This window comes from Sulfurospirillum oryzae (assembly GCF_025770725.1).
Classification (GTDB): Bacteria; Campylobacterota; Campylobacteria; order Campylobacterales; family Sulfurospirillaceae; genus Sulfurospirillum; species Sulfurospirillum oryzae.
In genome coordinates this window covers 156,032-174,234 of the sequence record NZ_JANZKZ010000001.1, presented here as the reverse complement: position 1 = coordinate 174,234, position 18,203 = coordinate 156,032, and the positions used below count along the sequence as shown (strand labels likewise).

Sequence of the window (18,203 nt, the reverse complement as noted above, 5' to 3'; positions counted from 1 at the left end):
CCATTTATGCCAAATTTTCATACGCAAACGCTAAAACCTTTAAGCTACCCTTGCACGTATAAAGAGACTACATTTAGCTATGAAGCCCGCTCAAAGCGAGGCAACAAGCTGGTGATGGCTTCTATGCAAGGGGAGCAACTTTTAATTCGCATTCACCAAAAAGAAGATGGAGGACTCCTTGTCAAAGGCGACAAAGTCACACGTCCAACGCAAGCCTCTTTCTTACAAAAAGTCTTAATGGACTTTAGAGATGCGAGCGAAGCCAAAGAGATTTTTTCCAATATTGAACCTAAAAAATTTTTACATGTAAAGCATTCACCTTATCTCAAAGAGATTGAATTTTTTGCAAATCAGTTTGACGTGAATCGTGAAATTTGGGTAGAGATTGGCTTTGGCAGTGGAAGACATCTTTTGCATCAAGCTAAAAAACATCCTCATATTCAGTTTATTGGACTTGAGATTCATAAGCCATCCATTGAGCAAGTCTTGAAACAGTGTGAGCTTCAAAATATCGAAAATATTCTTGTTGTTGATTATGATGCGCGTCTTTTTATGGAGTTTTTACCCTCTAACGTTGTTGGGCGAATCTTTGTTCATTTCCCCGTACCTTGGGATAAAAAACCGCACCGCCGTGTCTTCTCGGCTGCTTTTATTGAAGAGGCTCTTCGGGTTTTACATGTAAAGGGTACGTTAGAGCTTAGAACGGACAGCCCCCTTTACTTTGAGTTCGCATTTTCTCAAATGATGCAGCTTTCTCATGCCAATGTGCAGGTAAAGAAAAACGCTGATTTGGAGATTACAAGTAAGTATGAAGATCGTTGGCGCAAAATGGAAAAAGACATTTACGATGTTACGCTCACCAATGAAATAGCTTCTTTGCCTATTCCAAAACTAGGAACATTACGTTTTGATGAACAGGTCGATTTTGCAAAAATTAGAGATGCCTTTAAAGATGACCTTTTACGAGGCGATGGCTTTTTTGTGCATTTTGAAGAGCTGTTTGAAATTGACGATAAAAGCGGACTCATTCGCCTCTCTTTTGGCGCCAATGAGCGTAATGAAAAGTGTTATATACAGATTCAAGAGGGCAAGGTTTCTTACCTTCCTGCGACAATTTTAGCGACGAAAAACAACAGTGCGGCGCATACATTAATTAAAGAGTGGTTTCATGGAATATGTGATTAAAGCCAATGGCTTAAATATTAGCTATGGCAGAGATGAGCCGATCATCACCGATGCAAGTATGCTCATTAAATCGCAAGAATTTGTTTTTATCACGGGTAAAAGTGGTAGTGGAAAATCAACGATTATCAAATCTCTCTACGGCGAGCTTTTCCCAAACCGTGGGGACCTTAATGTGTGCGGTGTAGATTTTAAAAATATTAGCAGTTCCAAGCTCAATCTTCTAAGACGCTATTTGGGCGTGGTATTTCAAGATTATAAACTTATTGATGAGTGGACGGTCGAACAAAATGTTATGTTGCCTCTCATTATTGGTGGATTTTCAAAAAGTGTCTGTATTAAGCAAGCACACAAACTTTTGAAACATGTCAAATTGTTGCATAAAATCAATAAATACCCTTATGAACTCAGCGGTGGTGAACAACAACGTGTAGCGATGGCAAGAGCTCTTGCTCATAATCCCGTCTTAATTTTAGCAGATGAGCCTACAGGTAATCTTGATAGTTATTCCAGTGAAGTTATTTGGAATCTACTCAAAGGGGCAAAAGAACACTTGGGCACAACCGTTTTAGTCGTAACCCATAATATTCCCTCAACATTAGGCATTGATTATAAACACTATTTTTTAGAAGGTGGCGTTTTGCATGAGGTCAATTAGTAGCCATTTTTCAATTATGATTTCGGTCTTTGTTCTACTCTTTTCATTTCAGTTTACCAATGTTATTAAGAGTATTGTCAATGATTATGCGACTAAAATTGTGAATGATTATGCCATTGTCGTTGTCTCTTCGGCCGAACTTAAAGAAGAAGAATTGAAAAAACAGATTCCAGAGATTGAGAGTTTGTCTGAGATTAGCAGTAAAAAGATTTTGGATCGTCTAAAAAACGATATGTCTTCTAAAAACTTAGCTCTTTTACAAGTAGCACTCCCTAAATTCTACTCTTTAAAGCTCGAATCTATTCCGAATAAAAAAAGAGTGGAAGCGATTAAACAGAAACTTTTAGGCATAAGTTCCATAACACGGATAGAAACATTTGCTAAAACGCATGAAAAGATGTTTAAAATGTTTTTACTGTTGCAAGCGATGGTCTATATTTTTGCCTTCTTTGTGGCATTTGTAGCCGTACTTTTAATTTTCAAACAGATTCGTATTTGGACGTATGAGCACAATAGAAGAATGTCTATTATGACACTTTTTGGTGCCTCATTTTTTATGAAAAGTGCAATGCTATATCGCATGACATTGGTTGATTCACTCATAAGCTCCATTGCCGTATGCGCCATTTATACCATAGCGCCAAAAATAACTATTGTTAAAGAGTTTGCCGCAGAGCTGGATATTATGCTCCCTGAGTTTAATCTTCTTATCGAAGGAGGCATGCTCATAGGCTCTTCTATTTTATTTGCGTTGATTGCTGTTACGATTGTTTCTCGTAAGATTGGACGTGTATGAGACTATGGCTATTAAGTGTGGCAGTGCTTATGCCACTTATGGTGGTTGCCGCACCTAACAATACAACACAAAAAATTGATGAAAAATCAAAGACGTTACAAGAAAAACTTCAAACCGAAAAACAGATTCATGGCAAACTTCAAGATATAGCCAATGAAATTGTTAATGAAGAGAAAGATATTGAAAAAATCAAAGATAAGATTGAAGATTTAAGTAAAAACATCAATGAATCTCAAGAAACGGTATCGCGTAAAAATGAGTACCTTGATAAATTAACCAAAGATACGCAACAGCTCTCTTCTCAAAAGAAAGATTTAGAACAGAAAATCATTAAAATTATTGCGGAAGATTTCTCCTTTTATTTAGTTTCCGATAGCGATTATTTGGACAATGAAGATGGTATATTGGTCGATGAAGTGCTCCAGAAAATGGATACTATTATGCGTAAAGAGTTTGGAAAATTAGCGACTGATTACAAACAAATCAATGACCAAATCTACTCTCAAAGTCAAGAGATTAAAAATATTCATGGCGAAATTCAAAGTGCTAAAAGCAAAAAAGATGAATTGATCGCCTTAGAAAAGAAGCGAGAAAGCTCTATTCTAGCGCTTAATACAAAAAAAGAGGGCTATAAAAAGCAATTAGATGACATTCAAAAAGAACGCGATGAAATTCGTACAACCCTTGAACAACTCAAAATTATTAAAGTGCAAGAGGAGAGTAAACTCTTAGCGGAAAAAAATGCTGCCAAAAGAGACAAAGGTCCTACCACTGTTGGGGCAGGCGATAATAGCATCAGACAAATTGGCTCTTCCTATCAAAACAGCAATGTTAAAAAATACGTAGGAGAGAGAACGATCGCTCCACTGGATGGGTATAGTGTTAAACGTAAATTTGGTGATTATGTTGATCCGATTTATAAAATTAAAATTTTCAATGAATCGGTTGTTTTAGCATCTTCATCCCCTGATGCTACGGTGAAAAGTGTTTTGAATGGCAAGGTCATTTTTGCCAAAGATACAGCGTCTATGGAAAAAGTGGTGATTATCGAAAATGGCGACGAAATCCACACCATTTATGCCCATCTCTCTAAGATTGCACCGACAATCCAAGTCGGTCAAAAAATCAAAAAAGGATACGTCATTGGTCGTGTTGATAATGATCTAACCTTTGAAGTAACGCAGAAGAATTTCCATATTGACCCCTTAGAGCTGATTGCAAAGTAACTTTTTAGGTCTTTTAGTGTAGAATAAAGAAGTTTTCTATGCCTAGAAAGAAAGGTTTATACAATATGGAGAAGAGAAAAAGGGTTTTAGTTAAGTTCTCTGGTGAGGCACTCTCAGGCAATAATGGTTTTGGAATCGATACATCTATCTTAAAATTTATTGCTGATGAGATTAAATCATTGGTTATTCATGACATTGAAGTGGGTATTGTTATCGGTGGTGGCAATATCATTCGAGGAGTAAGTGCCGCAAAAGACGGTATTATCAAACGTACCAGTGGCGATTATATGGGAATGATGGCAACCGTGATTAACAGTATTGCCATGCAAGAAGCATTGGAACACACGGGAATGGAAGTGCGCGTACAAAGTGCTATCAAGATGGAAGCCATTTGTGAGACGTTTATTGTAAGACGAGCGCAACGTCACTTTGAGAAAGGACGTATTGTTATTTTTGCAGCAGGCACTGGCAATCCTTTCTTTACAACTGATACAGCTGCAACGCTTCGTGCGATTGAAATTGGCGCAGATATGATTATCAAAGCGACCAAAGTCGATGGTGTGTACGATAAAGATCCTAATAAATTCTTAGACGCACAAAAGTTGAGAGAATTGACGTATGATAGAGCTATGGATGACAATATTAAAGTAATGGATGATACTTCAATTGCCCTTGCTAAAGATAACAATCTCCCCATCGTTGTATGCAATATGTTTGAAAAAGGGAATTTACTTAAAATTATTGAGGGTAACTTAGAGAGTTGCTCTATCGTTAGAAATAAATAAGGAAAAATAAAATGCAAAGAACAGAAGAAATTACAGCTAAAGCACTCGCACTTGTTGGACAAGATCGTTATAAATTGGTTATGCTTGTTTCAAAAAGAGCAGATCAATTATCAAATGGTGCAGAACCATTGGTAAAAGCGGATAAAAACAAACAAAAGTTTACAGACATTGCACTTCTTGAAATTGCAGAAGGCAAAGTAAAATTAGAATCAATTACTGATTTATAAGTAGTTTGAAACTTGGAAGAGTTAGTCGAAATTGTTAAAGAGTGTAAGCGCTCTGATAAAGCGGTTGAACTCTTATACAAATACATCAAGCCAACACCAAATATAGAAAAAGCTGTTGCCTTTACGATTGCCAAACATCAAGGGCAGTATCGTAAAAGCGGTGAAGAGTATGTCATTCATCCTATCTTGGTGTGCGTTTTTGTCGCATACTTGGGTGGTGATGAATCGATGATCGTCGCTGGATTATTACACGATGTTGTCGAAGATACTTCGTGTTCCACCGAAGAAATCAAAGTTATGTTTGGTGAAGAAGTAGGGCATTTGGTCGACGGTTTGACGAAGATTGTAGAGATACGTGATGTTGAACTGATTCCTTCCTCTTCCAATGATAAATTAGTCGCTTCCGCTCTTACCTTTCGTAAGATGCTTATTGCTTCTATTCGTGATGTACGTGTTTTAGTCGTCAAGTTGTGTGATCGTTTGCATAATATGCTTACTCTTGCCGCACTTGATCCTATCAAACAGCGACGCATTGCGGAAGAGACATTGGTTGTTTATGCCCCCATTGCCCATCGTTTGGGTATCTCTTCCATTAAAAATCTTTTAGAAGATTTTAGTTTTTACTATGTGATGCCTAATGAGTATAATAAAATCGATGGGTATATTACAGAACATGGTCAACAGCTTCAACTGCGCCTCAACCATTTTATCTCCAAAATTAAAAATCACATGCTCAAAGAAGGTTTTATTGAGAGTGATTTCACGATTCAAAAACGGGTAAAGCACTACTATTCTATTTATCTTAAAATGCAACGTAAAGGCGTTACTATTGAAGAGGTGCTTGATCTTTTAGCGATTCGTATCATTGTTAGAACGCCTATTGATTGTTACCGTGCTCTTGGTATTGTTCACCAGCATTTTAAGCCTCTGATTTCACGTTTTAAAGATTACATTGCCATTCCCAAAGAGAATGGTTACCAAACCATTCATACAACCGTCTTTGACGATAAATCGATCGTTGAGTCACAGATTAGAACCTATGATATGAACAAAACGGCAGAGTATGGTGTTGCCGCGCATTGGAAATATAAATCAGGTGGGCTCAATCCTAAACTTGATTGGCTCAATGAGCTTAATAACCAAAATGAAGAGATTGAAAATATCGAAGACTTTTATGCCATCGCTAAAGATAATCTTTACAGCGAAGATATCGCAGTATTTTCTCCAAAGGGCGATATTTTTACATTGCCTCGTGGTGCAACGGTTTTAGATTTTGCTTATGAAGTGCATACTGAGGTTGGAACGTATGCGGATGAGGCGTATGTGAACAAGCAAAAAGTACCGCTTTTAAGTGAGTTGAAAAACGGTGATATCGTTAAAATTGTCACTTCAAAAGAGCCAAAATACCGTTGTAGTTGGATCAATAGCGTTAAAACTGGAAAAGCAAAAAGCACCATTCAATCCAATTGCCGCCAAAAGATAAAAGAGATCAACCATAAAGTTGCAATTAAAATTTTGTCACATGTGTTTGGTGTTGCTGAAAATAAAATAGACGCGTGGGTTGAGCAAGAACATGCGAGTAAAAGAATTTTTAAATTGGCAACGGATTCTATTTATCTTCAAGAAGCTGCTAATACGTTAAAGCTTTATGCTATGCAAGATACGTTGCTTTTTCCATTGCTTAAAAAAGATCGTTATCATATTAAAAAACAAAAATTTGAAAATATCGTCATCTACTCCAATCACCACATTTCAAATGTCTATTTTGACTACTGTTGTCATCCTAAAAGGGGCGATGATATTGTAGGTTTTAAAAAGGGCAATGATGTGTTTGTTCATCATAAGCTTTGCGAGCGAGCTGCTACGTTGATGGAAGAGAATGAACCTATGGTCTTTGTCAAGTGGACAAAAGAAGCGCCAGATCGTTACAAACTCATTGTTAGCCTTGAGAACAAAAAGGGCTCTTTAGCCGCCTTTTTAGCTTATTTGGCTAAAATGCAGATCAATCTGGTGACTATAGAGCTTGGAAAGTCCGAAGATGAGGGACATGCTGACTATTTTGAGATGATCTTGGAATTGCCTGATAAAAACATCAGTGCGGTACGTGAAAATCTTAAAGGAAAATACCGCGTGATCGAATTGGTTTCGGTCAATGATGCTTATAAATAATCGAAGAAGGAAATAACAGATATGGATATGCGGATTCAAAATGCGCTCAAAGAGATTAAAAGAGGAATTAGTGAGATAATTGATGAAGAGCGTATTGTTACATTATTAAAAAATTATTTTGAAAAAGGCGAAACTTTTTTAGTCAAAGCGGGTTTTGATCCTACTGCACCAGATCTTCATTTAGGACATACGGTGCTTCTTCAAAAGATGGCAATGCTTCAAAAATTTGGTGCGATCGTTCAGTTCTTAATCGGTGATTTTACAGGAATGATCGGCGATCCAACAGGCAAAAATGAGACACGCAAAAAATTGACACGTGAAGTTGTTTTAGCGAACGCTCAAAGTTATAAAGAGCAAGTTTTTAAAATTTTAGACCCAGAGAAAACAGTGGTTATGTTCAACTCTGAGTGGATAGAAGCACTCGGTGCGGCGGGTCTTGTAGAGCTTACCACAACATTTAACGTGGCACGTATGCTTGAGCGTGAAGATTTTGAAAAACGTTATAAATCGCAAACGCCTATCTCTATCAGTGAATTTTTATACCCGCTTCTTCAGGGTTATGATAGTGTTGCGATGAAAAGTGACATTGAAATGGGTGGAACGGATCAGAAATTTAATCTTTTGATGGGGCGACATTTACAACGTGCCTATAATATCGGTAAAGAGCAAGCTGTCATCATGATGCCTCTTCTTGAGGGACTTGATGGCGTTAATAAAATGAGTAAATCTTTAGGCAATTATATTGGAGTAACCGATACGCCTTCAGATATGTTTGGTAAGATACTGAGTATTTCAGATGAGTTGATGTGGCGTTATTATGAACTTTTAAGTACAAAAAGTCTTGAAGAAATTGAAGTGCTTAAAAATGATGTTGCAGCAGGAAAGATACATCCAAAACATGCTAAAGAGATGATTGCAGCAGAGATGGTTGAGCGTTATCATAGCAAAGAAGAGGCCATTGAAGCGAAGGCTGAATTTGACCGTGTCCATTCCCAAAATGAGATCCCAACGGATATTGAAACCTTTACATGTAACGAGTCTCCTATCTGGATTGCTAAAGCTTTGGTGGATTGTGGCTTAGAGATTTCGACCTCACAAGCAAGACGTGACATCAAACAAGGTGCCGTAAAGCTTGATCAAGAAAAAGTCGATGATGAACAGCTTCAACTGGAATGCGGAGAGTATATTCTCCAAGTTGGTAAGCGCAAATTTGCTCGATTAAAGGTGCAATAATGTCACTTAACTCTCTTAAGATTGGCAAATACACGATTGAATATCCTATTGTTCAAGGCGGTATGGGACTTGGGATCAGCTGGGATAAACTTGCTGGAACGGTGAGTTTAGAAGGCGGATTGGGTGTCATTAGTTCTGTTGGAACAGGCTATTATGATCATACACATTTTAGTAAAAAAAATATCAATGCACGTCCTTTCGAAGCAGAAAACTTCTATTCCAAAGAAGGGTTGAATGCTATTGTCGAAAATGCGCGTAAGATTTGCGGATCAAAACCATTGGCGATGAATATTCTCTACGCCATTAATGATTACGAAAGAGTTATCAAAGATTCTTGCGAAGCAGGGGTTGATATTATCATTACAGGTGCGGGACTTCCGACCAATATGCCAGAATTTACAGCGGACTATCCCGATGTAGCACTTGTTCCTATCGTCTCTTCAGCCAAAGCTCTGAAAATCATCTGTAAACGTTGGACACAACGTTACAACCGACTTCCTGATGCTATTGTCGTTGAAGGCCCTCTGAGTGGTGGACATCAAGGCTTTACGTATGAGCAATGTGCGATGGAAGAGTATCAGCTTGAAAATCTTATTGGACCGATCAAAGAAGAGATCAAACTATGGGGTGATTTCCCTCTTATTGCCGCAGGGGGCGTTTGGGATCATGCTGATATTTTAAAAATGATGGCATTAGGTGCCGATGGTGTTCAAATAGGGACACGTTTTATTGGTACACATGAATGTGACGCTGATCAAAACTTTAAAGAAGTTCTCCTAAAAGCCAAAAAAGAGGATATTCAACTTTTCAAATCTCCTGTAGGTTATCCAGCACGAGGAGTTAGAACCAATCTTATTCAGATGGTTGAAAAAAGAGAAGGGCCCGCCATTCGCTGTATCAGCAACTGTGTCAGTCCATGCCATAGAGGACAAGAGGCAAAAGCAGTAGGTTATTGTATTGCAGATCGTCTCAGTGATGCTTATATGGGTAAAGTGGAAACAGGACTCTTTTTTACAGGGGCTAATGGCTATAAACTCAATGAAATTATTAGTGTAAAAGAACTCATTGCAAAGTTGGTACATGGGGAAGCAAATTAGAGCATTTTTTGTTTTGCTGTTGACGTGTATAGCGCTTTTTGGCGCTCCAAATTACATGCAACAGCTTGAGCAGTATGATGCCCAAATGAAGGGTGCGAGTAATGATGAGATGTTGCGTGTCTTTCATGGACTCAAAGCGATCTATATTCAGGCTATTATTGGTAGTGATGAAAATCTCAAAAAAGAGACTTTAGAGCGACTGATAAAAACAGCTAAAGTACTCAAATTTGATGCTTCTAAGTATGAATCTGAACTTGCTACAATGAGCAAAGAGACAAAAAAAGCAGCTCCTTCAAAACCTCTTGTTCCACCTCCTGCTGCGGAAGAGAGTTTTGATGCGAGCCGCAGTAGTTCATCATCGTTTGCACCTACGACAACGCCATCTGCAGCACCAGTGACAGCTAAAGAGACAAAAGTTGTTACACCTGCTTCAAGTAATACACAAACAACAACATCTCTGCCTAAAAATTATAATGGCAAAAATGTTCTTCAGCACGTTACGACCAATGATGAAGAGATCGTGCTTGAATTTGGCTCTAAGGTAGCTGAGAATACAATCAAAGTCTTTGTTCTTAAAAGTGCTGATAGTTATAAAAAAATTATTGATATTCCAGCTATTATCATGAATGCACCTCTTAGCATTGCAACACCTAAAAAATTACAAAGTTTACGCATTAGTCAATACAATAATGATTCAATCCGCATTATTTTAGATGCGCCTAGTGCGTTTGAAACGTATGTGAGTGTTTTTGAAAATCGGGTAATTCTTTCGTTAAATAAGCAACCGATGCTCACACAAAGACCGATTCCACAACCAGCGCATGATGTGGCTCCTGTGGCTAAGAAAAATACCACGCCACCACCTGCTACGGTCGAGTCCGTATCTATGTCTAGCAGTTCAGCTCAGGTTGTTGCCAACAACAATCCTCCTGTCCAACAAACTGCCTCTAAAAAGGGGATGAAACGCGATAAGACGATAGTCATTGATGCGGGACATGGCGGAAAAGATGCGGGTGCAACAGGGTATAAGCAACGCCTTGAAAAAAATCTTGTTCTTGAAATGGCATTGCAGTTAGGTAAAGAGTTAAAATCACGTGGTTATAAAGTCTTTTATACACGCCAAAGTGATGAATTTATTGATCTTCGAGATCGTACTAAAGTTGCCAATGATAAAAACGCTGATCTGTTTGTTTCCTTGCATGCAAATGCTGCTCCCAATGATGCTAAAAAACTCTCAATGAAAGGGCTAGAGACCTTTTTCCTCTCTCCAGATCGATCGGAGCGTTCTAAAAACGTAGCTGCATTGGAAAACCAATCGACGATGGAAGAGATGGACTTTTACTCAAAAGAGACATTTCTCAATGTTTTCAATCGTGAAAAAATAGTCCTTTCCAATAAAATTGCAATTGATATACAATCAAGTATGTTAAAAGCAGTCAAAAAGAAATACAGTGTCGAAGATGGCGGGGTTAGAGAAGCGCCTTTTTGGGTCTTAGTGGGAGCGACAATGCCTTCTGTTTTAATTGAATTAGGTTATATCAGTAATCCAGAAGAGTGTGACAATATGTTCAATCCTCAATACCAAAAACAGCTTGTTGATGGCATTAGTGATGGAATTGATCGTTATTACGTTAACAACCCCTAATCACTTTCCCTTTTTTCATAACACCCTCTTTAAAGAAATCTGACCAGTGCTCGACAAAAGCTTGGTCAGTGTGCGCAAGATAAATTTCAACAATTCGCTTTTGCTCTTCAAAACGAGGTAATGAAGAGAAATTTAGCTCTTTCGGTAAAGCTTCCATAATCTCTATTAAGTCATTTTCAGTTGCTTCCACGATAAAAGAGCTACTAAAAAGTTTGGGCTGTGTTGGAAAGTGCTTATCGAGAGCTTCTTTGACCATTGGCCATGACATGGATGGAAATCCAGGTGTAAAAAAGAAACGATTAAAAAGTGAAAAGCCAGGCACTTGATTGACGACATTGTGCAAAAGATGAGATGAGGGTGGAAGCATTGCCATGTTAATGCGGTGCGGGTACGCTTCGTCTCCAAACTGTTTTACAATGAGCTCTTTTGCCTTTACATGTAAAGATAAAGGCTCTCCTGTAAAGACTTCACTGGCAATGGCACGCGTAAGATCATCAGGTGTTGCGCCAATGCCTCCAAAACAAAACATCACGCTCTTTGGGTCTTGTAAAATCATAGTGAAACAGTTTTGGATGAGGGCAGGGGAATCTTGAATCACAAAACTTCCTACATGTAAAAGTCCGCGATCACGTAGTTCCTGATTGATAAAGGCGAAGTGTTTGTCTACTCTGCGACCATTGAGAAGCTCAGTCCCAATGATGACAGAGTAGAAGTGATGCATTAGATATTGCTTTTAACGAAGTTTTCCATCTCGCTTACGATCTCTTCGATGGTGCGCTCACCATTGATTTTATGAAGAAGGTTCTTAGCACCGTAAAATGCTTGAATACCCGCTAATGGCTCAGTGTAAACTTTCATACGGTTTTTAAAGACTTGAACGTTATCGTCTGCTCCACGTGCTCGTCCTAAAACGCGGTCACATGCAACTTGCTCACTGACTTCAACTTCAATGACAGAAACCAGTTTAACGCTTGTTTCTTTTGCCAAAATTGCATCGAGTGCTTTCATCTGCTCATCTGAGCGTGGAAAGCCATCTATAAGAACAACATTTTTAGGGCTGTTTTTAATAGCACTTACGATGGTATTGATAACAATGTCAAGAGGGACGAGATTGCCAGCACTGACAAACGAATCAATCGTTTTACCCAGTTCACTGCCGCTTGCCACTTCATCACGCAAAAGCTCACCGGTTGAGTAGTGTGCGATCACATCGCTATTTTTTTCTGCGATTAAGCTCGCATCCGTTGTTTTACCACTGCCTGGGGCGCCAATAATCAAAAATAGTTTCTTCATCAACAACATTCCTTTTATTTGGTTTTTTCTCTAAGTCTAATACCAAGATCGCGCAATTGATCACCTTCAACTTCGCTTGGAGCGCGTGTAAGGAGACATTGTGCTTTTTGGGTTTTAGGGAAGGCAATAACATCACGAATGCTTTCACTTTTAGTAATGAGCATCATCATACGATCTAATCCAATGGCTAAACCACCGTGTGGCGGAGCACCAAATTTGAGAGCATCCAGTAAAAATTCAAACTTCTCATGTGCCTCTTCATCGCTAATGCCTAGAAGGTTAAAGACTTTTTGTTGAATCTCTTTTTTGTGAATCCTAATACTACCACCACCCAGTTCTGTTCCGTTTAGAACAATGTCATAGGCAATAGATTCCATCTCATCAATTGGTGTGTTGTCAATGTCTTTTGGCATAGTGAATGGATGGTGAAGCGCTTTGACTTTACCATTTTCAACTTCAAACATTTCAAAATCAACAACCCAAACAAATTCAAATTTATCTTTTGGAATAATGTTCATTGCTTCAGCTAGGAAAATACGGAAACGACCCATATAATCAAGGACGAGTTTTTTCTCACCCGCACCAAAGAAGATCGCATCGCCTACATGTAAATCTGCTGCATCGACAATCGCTTGCAAATCTGCTTCTTCAAAAAACTTGGTGAGTGGTCCTTTCAGGCCATCTTCTTTCATTTGGAAGTAACCAAGCCCCGATGCCCCAAATTTACGGACATACTCTTCAAAGCCTTGCATTTGACGTTTTGAGAAGATGTTATCGCCATTAGGCACTTTAAGCGCTTTAATACGATTTTTCTTGGTGTCTTTGGCAATGTTACTAAAGATTTCATTTTTACAGTTAGCAAAGATGTCCATAACGTCAATCATAGAAAGATCATAGCGAAGGTCAGGTTTGTCTGAACCGTATGTTTCCATCGCGTCTTTATAGCGCATACGGTTGAAAGGAATAGTGATCTCATGGCCACACGCTTTAAAAACGTCTTTTAAAAGGTTTTCAGTGACTTTCATCACATCTTCTTGGTCGCAGAAGCTCATCTCAATATCAATTTGTGTAAATTCAGGTTGACGATCCGCACGTAAGTCTTCATCACGGAAACATTTTGCCACTTGGAAATAACGATCAAATCCAGCACACATTAAAAGTTGTTTGAAAAGCTGAGGTGATTGTGGAAGGGCATAAAATTCACCATTGTGAACGCGACTAGGGACGAGATAATCACGCGCACCCTCTGGTGTCGATTTGGTTAATATAGGTGTTTCAACTTCCAAAAAGCCTTGTGCGTCAAGTGAGTTACGAACAGCAACGGTTGCTTTACTTCTGAGTTTGAAAATTTCGTAGGCTTTTGGATTGCGGAGGTCTAAGTATCGGTATTTGAGGCGTACATCTTCACCGACGTTGTTGTCGCCGATCACAAATGGAACAGTTTCACTGGCGTTTTCAACGATCAATTCATCGACGACAATTTCAATTTTACCTGTTTTAAGGCGTGGATTTTCTAATCCTTCACCTCTTGCTCTAACTCTTCCTTTGGCTTTGAGAACAAATTCATCTCTAACATGAGCTGCGATCTCATGAGCTTCTATGCTATCAGCTGGATCACAGACGAGCTGCACAAGTCCTGATTTGTCACGAAGGTCAATAAAAATAACACCACCATGATCTCTATGGCTATTTGCCCAACCACACACTTCTACAATTTCGCCAATGTTGGCGACATCTAAATCCGTACAATAATGACTTCTCAATGTTTATTCCTAAATGAAGGGTATTTGCGCTCACCCTTTAATGTCGTTTTTTAAAAGTTATCAGTATATCCTAATGTAGCTTTTCTTTAGTTTATTTTAGAAGAGATTCTCAGTTTTTGTGGTACAATCTTTCATCTGTATTTTAAAATTTTTGTATTATTTTGAGGTTACATGTATCCTTTTATGATTGTCTTTGAATTGGTGTTATTGGTCATTGGTGCTCTCTTCCTCGTTCGCTCTCTAACGCCAATTAGTAGGCTGATTCTTGAACTTCCAGATGGGAGTCTAAAAAAACGATGGAAAGCACTTAGTATCCTTATTTTATTTTTCATTGCAGGTTATTTTATTTTTGCGTATAATTTTTGGGTATTGCGAGATGAACAAAGTATTCTTTCAATCGTAGCTTCTATCACATTACTTTTAGGTGGTGTCTTTGCGTATTTGGTTGGACAACTCGCCCTTCAGACGGCCAACGATGTTAAAGATATTGCCATTTTACAGCACGAAAGCATCACCGATGCGCTGACAAGTCTTCGTAACAGACGCTATTTTGATCAACGCATCTGTGAAGAAGTTGCCCTTTCAAAACGATACAAACTTCCTTTAACGCTCATGCTTTTAGATGTGGATTATTTTAAAAAAATTAATGACACGTATGGGCATACTGTAGGAGACGATGTTCTAACAAATCTTGCGAAACTGATCTTGGAAGTGGTGCGAGACAGTGATATTGTGGCGCGTTATGGCGGAGAAGAGATTGCGATCATTACCCCGAATACAAGCAAACAAGAAGCTGAACTTTTAGCAGAACGATTGCGATCCATTGTTGAAAAAACGACGGTTGCAACTATTTGTACAACGCAAGAAGTGGTGCAAGTAACGGTCAGTATTGGTCTTTGTTCACTAAGCCATGTGATTACGGATAAAGAGGCACTGTTAGAAGAGACAGACCAAGCGCTTTATTTGGCTAAAAAGTATGGAAGAAATAGGGTTGTTGTGAGCAACTGGTAAGAGGAGAAAAAATCTCCTCTTTACGGGTTTTAAAAGCGAGTTAAACGAGTAACGATTTGATCAATACTATCAGCAAAAAGTGTGTATAAGAAAGGCTCTAAATCTTTAGAACTGTGTGAAGGCGCAATCCATTTGCCTCCTTTTTGGCGGAAGTTTTGGGTAATAACTTCATCTCCTTTACGAACAATAACTTCGATTTCAATCTCACCTTTGAGATTTGTATCAAAATTCTTGTCATTATAAATGAGTTCAATATCTTTGATATACACTTCAACTACCAGACTTGCCTCTTGCGCTGTTGCATCGATGTTAAATCCAGCTAAATTAAGTGCATAGCCTAAACCTTCACTGTATTTTTCTGCAAAGTTTTCGTTACTGTAGAAATTAATCGTAGTAGGACTTTTTTGATCGATATAACCGATAATGCTTTTGTTCGCACGTAAATCTTTGACGGTTCTAAGGTAAATCGTCTTTTTATCTTTTGAAAGAGGACCTGCGTATTCCGCTTTATAAGATTCGAGTGTGAGTGCTTCATTTTTGTAAGCACAACCGCTAAAGAGTAGCAGTGCCATTGCTACAAAAAGTAGATGTTTCATGATGTTTCTCCCTGTATTTGACCCTTGAAGAAGTCTATAATATCGTTGAATTATAGCATAATCACTGATTAATAAAAGACACGATAGAATGAGTTACCATGAAAATAACCAATCATACAAAAAAATTAACCACTATTAGAACCGTAGGGCTTGTAAGCAAACCCAATGATGGAACCCTTTGTGGCTACGTGCATGAGATTGAAGCAGCACTGAGCCGACATGGCGTTACATTGCTCATTGAAGAAAAAAGTGCCCAGCTTTTAGGATGCGGCGCGGGTGTCAGTTTTGAGCAAATGTGCATACAGAGTGATTTTCTCATTTCCCTTGGAGGCGATGGCACACTTATTTCATTGTGTCGTAAAAGTTTGCACTATCGTAAACCCGTTCTTGGAATTCATGCCGGACAACTAGGTTTCTTAACCGATATTCAAACCGATGAGATTAGCCATTTTATTGAAGAACTATTTGTGGGAAACTATCGCATTGACACACGTATGATGCTTGAAGTCTCTTTACATGTAAACGGGAAAATTGAAAAAGTGGTTGCATTTAACGACATTGTTTTATCGCGTTCAAAAATCTCGCACATGAGTAACATCAAAGCGTTTGTTGATGGAGCGCTTTTTAACTCTTATTACGGTGATGGGCTTATAGTCTCTACACCGACAGGCTCAACAGCGTACAATCTCTCAGCTGGAGGTCCTGTTGTTTATCCGCTGACAGAAGCATTGATTTTAACACCGATTTGTCCGCACTCTTTAAGTCAACGACCGCTGGTTTTACCGGTTGATTTTGAAGTGTCGTTTGAGAGCGATGGCGATACGGTTATCGTAGTGGATGGACAAGACACCTATACCATGAATGAGGTGGATCGTGTGAGTGTGCGCATCGCCAAGCAGGGTGCAGAGCTTATTCATAGTTTGGATCGAGACTATTTTGAAATATTGAAAAAGAAATTGCATTGGGGGCACGTGTGATCGAGCGATTGCTGATTAAAAATCATCTTTCTTTTGCGGAGTGTGACATAGAGTTTTCAAAAGGACTTGTTGTTTTTAGTGGACCAAGTGGTGCTGGTAAATCGGTGCTGATGCAGGGACTTCTTTCGTTATTTGGTTATGGTGATGTGCATGCCGACGTGATCGAAGCAACGCTTGCTTCAAATCTTGGATTGGATGCTTTTGGTTTTGAAGAGGAAGAACCTAATATTTTTAAATTTCTCAAAGCTAAAAATGCCCGTTATTTTATCAACGCACAAGCCGTTTCGAAAAAAGGAATGGTGGAGCTTTCGCGTACGTTTGTGAACTACCTCTCGGTCAAAGATAATAGCGAATTTGAGAACAGTCGATTGCTAGGACTCATGGATGGTGTATGTGCCAGTAAAGAGCCCGCTCATCAAGAGGCAGTAAGTGCGTTTGAAGCCCTTTTTGTAGCGTACAAAAAGCTTAAAGATGAACTTGAAAACATTGAGGCAGAAGAGAAAAAAGTGGAAGACCTCAAAGAGTTTGCGCGTTTTGAAATCGCCAAAATTGATGAAGTTGCTCCTAAAATTGGCGAAGATGAAGAACTGGTTGCTTTTAAAAAATCGCTCTCTAAAAAAGAGAAGATTGAAGCTGCGATGCAAAAAGCGGGAGCCATTTTTGAGCTTGAGTCCAGCGTGCACGAAGTTTTAAACCTTATTGAAACGGAAAGTAGCTTTTTTGATGCCTGCATGAATGAGCTTCGTTTGGTTTTTGAGAAACAGAATGAAACACTTGAAGCGCTTGAAGAGATCGATGTTGAATCCTTGTTAGATCGTATTGAAAAGATCGCTCAACTCAAGAAGCGTTATGGCTCCATTGAAGAGGCATTGGAGCATAAACGAAAACGCCAAGAAGAGCTTGCACGTTATGAAAACATCGCTTTTGAAAAGAGCCAGTTGCAAAAAGCGGTCGCAAAATCTGAGAATGAAGTAAACACTCAAAGTCTCAAAATCAGTGAAATACGCAAAAAGTATCTACCGCTCTTAGAAGCACGCCTTAACGACTACCTTTCACAGCTTTATATGCCTTCTTTACAATTACGTTTGGAAGAGGGTGTCTTAACTGAATTGGGGTTTGATACTTTACATGTAAACCTAGGTAAAGTGGATCTCAAAAAGATAAGTTCTGGTGAATACAACCGTGTACGCCTTGCCTTTTTAGCGACACACAATGAGTTTTTACTTTCCCGTGGTGGCGTTTTGATCTTAGATGAGATTGATGCCAATCTGAGTGGAAAAGAGTCCATGAGTGTTGCCAATGTCTTAAAAACACTTTCAACGAAGTATCAAATCTTCGCGATTTCCCACCAACCGCAACTCTCATCTGTTGCGAATCAGCATTTTTTAGTGATCAAGGATGCTTTACATGTAAGTCGTGTTCAGCCTCTTAAAGAAGAAGAACGCATTGTCGAATTAGCGCGTATGATCAGTGGTGAAAATGTGAGTGATGAAGCCATTACTTTTGCAAAATCACTTTTAGAAAGTGCAAATTTGTAACATTTTT

At 38.8% G+C, this 18,203-nt stretch carries 17 protein-coding genes; 13 read left to right on the top strand and 4 right to left on the bottom strand.

The window, feature by feature from the left end:
* Window positions 1–6: 6 nt before the first annotated feature.
* The 10 genes from trmB (at window position 7) to N0B29_RS00740 (ending at window position 11,018) form a co-directional block, all read left to right on the top strand.
* Entirely contained in the window at window positions 7–1,185 is a 1,179-nt protein-coding gene (gene trmB, locus N0B29_RS00785; RefSeq protein ID WP_263831809.1) for a tRNA (guanosine(46)-N7)-methyltransferase TrmB, read from the top strand.
* Window positions 1,169–1,840, top strand: coding sequence for a cell division ATP-binding protein FtsE (locus N0B29_RS00780; protein ID WP_263831808.1), 672 nt, complete (start codon window positions 1,169–1,171; stop codon window positions 1,838–1,840). The genes trmB and N0B29_RS00780 overlap by 17 nt, the downstream gene beginning before the upstream one ends.
* Window positions 1,827–2,636 (top strand): FtsX-like permease family protein, encoded by an 810-nt coding sequence (locus N0B29_RS00775; protein ID WP_263831807.1) that lies wholly within the window; start codon window positions 1,827–1,829, stop codon window positions 2,634–2,636. The genes N0B29_RS00780 and N0B29_RS00775 overlap by 14 nt, the downstream gene beginning before the upstream one ends.
* Complete coding sequence (locus N0B29_RS00770; protein ID WP_263831806.1) at window positions 2,633–3,862, top strand: murein hydrolase activator EnvC family protein; 1,230 nt, start codon at window positions 2,633–2,635, stop codon at window positions 3,860–3,862. Before N0B29_RS00775 ends, N0B29_RS00770 begins: the two co-directional genes overlap by 4 nt.
* Window positions 3,863–3,927: 65 nt before the next feature.
* Window positions 3,928–4,647 carry a UMP kinase gene (gene pyrH, locus N0B29_RS00765; RefSeq protein ID WP_263831805.1) on the top strand — a complete coding sequence of 240 codons (720 nt, stop codon included), beginning with the start codon at window positions 3,928–3,930 and terminating at the stop codon, window positions 4,645–4,647.
* Between the two features lie 11 nt (window positions 4,648–4,658).
* Window positions 4,659–4,874, top strand: a complete 216-nt coding sequence (locus tag N0B29_RS00760; RefSeq protein ID WP_263831804.1) for a DNA-directed RNA polymerase subunit omega — start codon at window positions 4,659–4,661, stop codon at window positions 4,872–4,874.
* Window positions 4,875–4,886: 12 nt separating this feature from the next.
* Complete coding sequence (locus N0B29_RS00755; protein WP_263831803.1) at window positions 4,887–7,043, top strand: RelA/SpoT family protein; 2,157 nt, start codon at window positions 4,887–4,889, stop codon at window positions 7,041–7,043.
* A 27-nt stretch (window positions 7,044–7,070) separates the two neighbouring features.
* Window positions 7,071–8,276, top strand: a complete 1,206-nt coding sequence (tyrS, locus tag N0B29_RS00750) for a tyrosine--tRNA ligase (RefSeq protein WP_263832475.1) — start codon at window positions 7,071–7,073, stop codon at window positions 8,274–8,276.
* Complete coding sequence (locus N0B29_RS00745) at window positions 8,276–9,373, top strand: nitronate monooxygenase (protein WP_263831802.1); 1,098 nt, start codon at window positions 8,276–8,278, stop codon at window positions 9,371–9,373. The genes tyrS and N0B29_RS00745 overlap by 1 nt, the downstream gene beginning before the upstream one ends.
* A complete protein-coding gene (locus N0B29_RS00740) occupies window positions 9,342–11,018 on the top strand; it encodes an N-acetylmuramoyl-L-alanine amidase family protein (protein WP_263831801.1) in 1,677 nt (558 codons plus the stop codon). Before N0B29_RS00745 ends, N0B29_RS00740 begins: the two co-directional genes overlap by 32 nt.
* On the opposite strand, the gene N0B29_RS00735 is transcribed toward N0B29_RS00740, so the two are convergent.
* Genes N0B29_RS00735 through aspS form a run of 3 tightly spaced genes read right to left on the bottom strand, consistent with a single transcriptional unit; the run spans window position 11,005 to window position 14,074 of the window.
* Window positions 11,005–11,739 carry a competence/damage-inducible protein A gene (locus N0B29_RS00735; protein WP_263831800.1) on the bottom strand — a complete coding sequence of 245 codons (735 nt, stop codon included), beginning with the start codon at window positions 11,737–11,739 and terminating at the stop codon, window positions 11,005–11,007. The genes N0B29_RS00740 and N0B29_RS00735 overlap by 14 nt on opposite strands.
* Complete coding sequence (locus N0B29_RS00730) at window positions 11,739–12,311, bottom strand: adenylate kinase (protein WP_263831799.1); 573 nt, start codon at window positions 12,309–12,311, stop codon at window positions 11,739–11,741. Before N0B29_RS00730 ends, N0B29_RS00735 begins: the two co-directional genes overlap by 1 nt.
* 14 nt (window positions 12,312–12,325) lie before the next feature.
* The gene (gene aspS, locus N0B29_RS00725) at window positions 12,326–14,074 is read right to left on the bottom strand and encodes an aspartate--tRNA ligase (RefSeq protein ID WP_263831798.1); all 1,749 of its coding nucleotides are present in this window, start codon (window positions 14,072–14,074) and stop codon (window positions 12,326–12,328) included.
* A gap of 183 nt (window positions 14,075–14,257) precedes the next feature.
* Here aspS and N0B29_RS00720 point away from each other — a divergent pair, with 183 nt between their 5' ends.
* On the top strand, window positions 14,258–15,085 hold the full coding sequence (locus tag N0B29_RS00720; protein WP_263831797.1) for a GGDEF domain-containing protein: 828 nt from the start codon (window positions 14,258–14,260) through the stop codon (window positions 15,083–15,085).
* A 29-nt stretch (window positions 15,086–15,114) separates the two neighbouring features.
* Here N0B29_RS00720 and N0B29_RS00715 read toward each other — a convergent pair whose 3' ends face one another.
* Window positions 15,115–15,681 (bottom strand): YajG family lipoprotein, encoded by a 567-nt coding sequence (locus N0B29_RS00715; protein ID WP_263831796.1) that lies wholly within the window; start codon window positions 15,679–15,681, stop codon window positions 15,115–15,117.
* A gap of 98 nt (window positions 15,682–15,779) precedes the next feature.
* Between N0B29_RS00715 and N0B29_RS00710 the strand changes: the two genes are divergently transcribed.
* Together N0B29_RS00710 and N0B29_RS00705 are read left to right on the top strand one after the other, a co-directional pair.
* Window positions 15,780–16,658: an NAD(+) kinase gene (locus tag N0B29_RS00710; RefSeq protein ID WP_263831795.1), complete on the top strand. Its 879-nt coding sequence runs from the start codon at window positions 15,780–15,782 to the stop codon at window positions 16,656–16,658.
* A complete protein-coding gene (locus N0B29_RS00705) occupies window positions 16,655–18,196 on the top strand; it encodes an AAA family ATPase (RefSeq protein WP_263831794.1) in 1,542 nt (513 codons plus the stop codon). Before N0B29_RS00710 ends, N0B29_RS00705 begins: the two co-directional genes overlap by 4 nt.
* The last annotated feature ends 7 nt before the right edge of the window (window positions 18,197–18,203 follow it).

What these genes read in the sequence shown, in the direction of transcription:
- N0B29_RS00745 (WP_263831802.1), top strand. Translation starts at nt 8,276, where the DNA reads ATGTCACTTAACTCTCTTAAGATTGGCAAATACACGATTGAATATCCT.
- trmB (WP_263831809.1), top strand. Translation starts at nt 7, where the DNA reads ATGCCAAATTTTCATACGCAAACGCTAAAACCTTTAAGCTACCCTTGC.
- N0B29_RS00775 (WP_263831807.1), top strand. Translation starts at nt 1,827, where the DNA reads ATGAGGTCAATTAGTAGCCATTTTTCAATTATGATTTCGGTCTTTGTT.
- N0B29_RS00730 (WP_263831799.1), bottom strand. Translation starts at nt 12,311, where the DNA reads ATGAAGAAACTATTTTTGATTATTGGCGCCCCAGGCAGTGGTAAAACA.
- N0B29_RS00735 (WP_263831800.1), bottom strand. Translation starts at nt 11,739, where the DNA reads ATGCATCACTTCTACTCTGTCATCATTGGGACTGAGCTTCTCAATGGT.
- N0B29_RS00780 (WP_263831808.1), top strand. Translation starts at nt 1,169, where the DNA reads ATGGAATATGTGATTAAAGCCAATGGCTTAAATATTAGCTATGGCAGA.
- pyrH (WP_263831805.1), top strand. Translation starts at nt 3,928, where the DNA reads ATGGAGAAGAGAAAAAGGGTTTTAGTTAAGTTCTCTGGTGAGGCACTC.
- N0B29_RS00760 (WP_263831804.1), top strand. Translation starts at nt 4,659, where the DNA reads ATGCAAAGAACAGAAGAAATTACAGCTAAAGCACTCGCACTTGTTGGA.
- tyrS (WP_263832475.1), top strand. Translation starts at nt 7,071, where the DNA reads ATGCGGATTCAAAATGCGCTCAAAGAGATTAAAAGAGGAATTAGTGAG.
- N0B29_RS00770 (WP_263831806.1), top strand. Translation starts at nt 2,633, where the DNA reads ATGAGACTATGGCTATTAAGTGTGGCAGTGCTTATGCCACTTATGGTG.
- N0B29_RS00715 (WP_263831796.1), bottom strand. Translation starts at nt 15,681, where the DNA reads ATGAAACATCTACTTTTTGTAGCAATGGCACTGCTACTCTTTAGCGGT.
- N0B29_RS00710 (WP_263831795.1), top strand. Translation starts at nt 15,780, where the DNA reads ATGAAAATAACCAATCATACAAAAAAATTAACCACTATTAGAACCGTA.
- N0B29_RS00720 (WP_263831797.1), top strand. Translation starts at nt 14,258, where the DNA reads ATGATTGTCTTTGAATTGGTGTTATTGGTCATTGGTGCTCTCTTCCTC.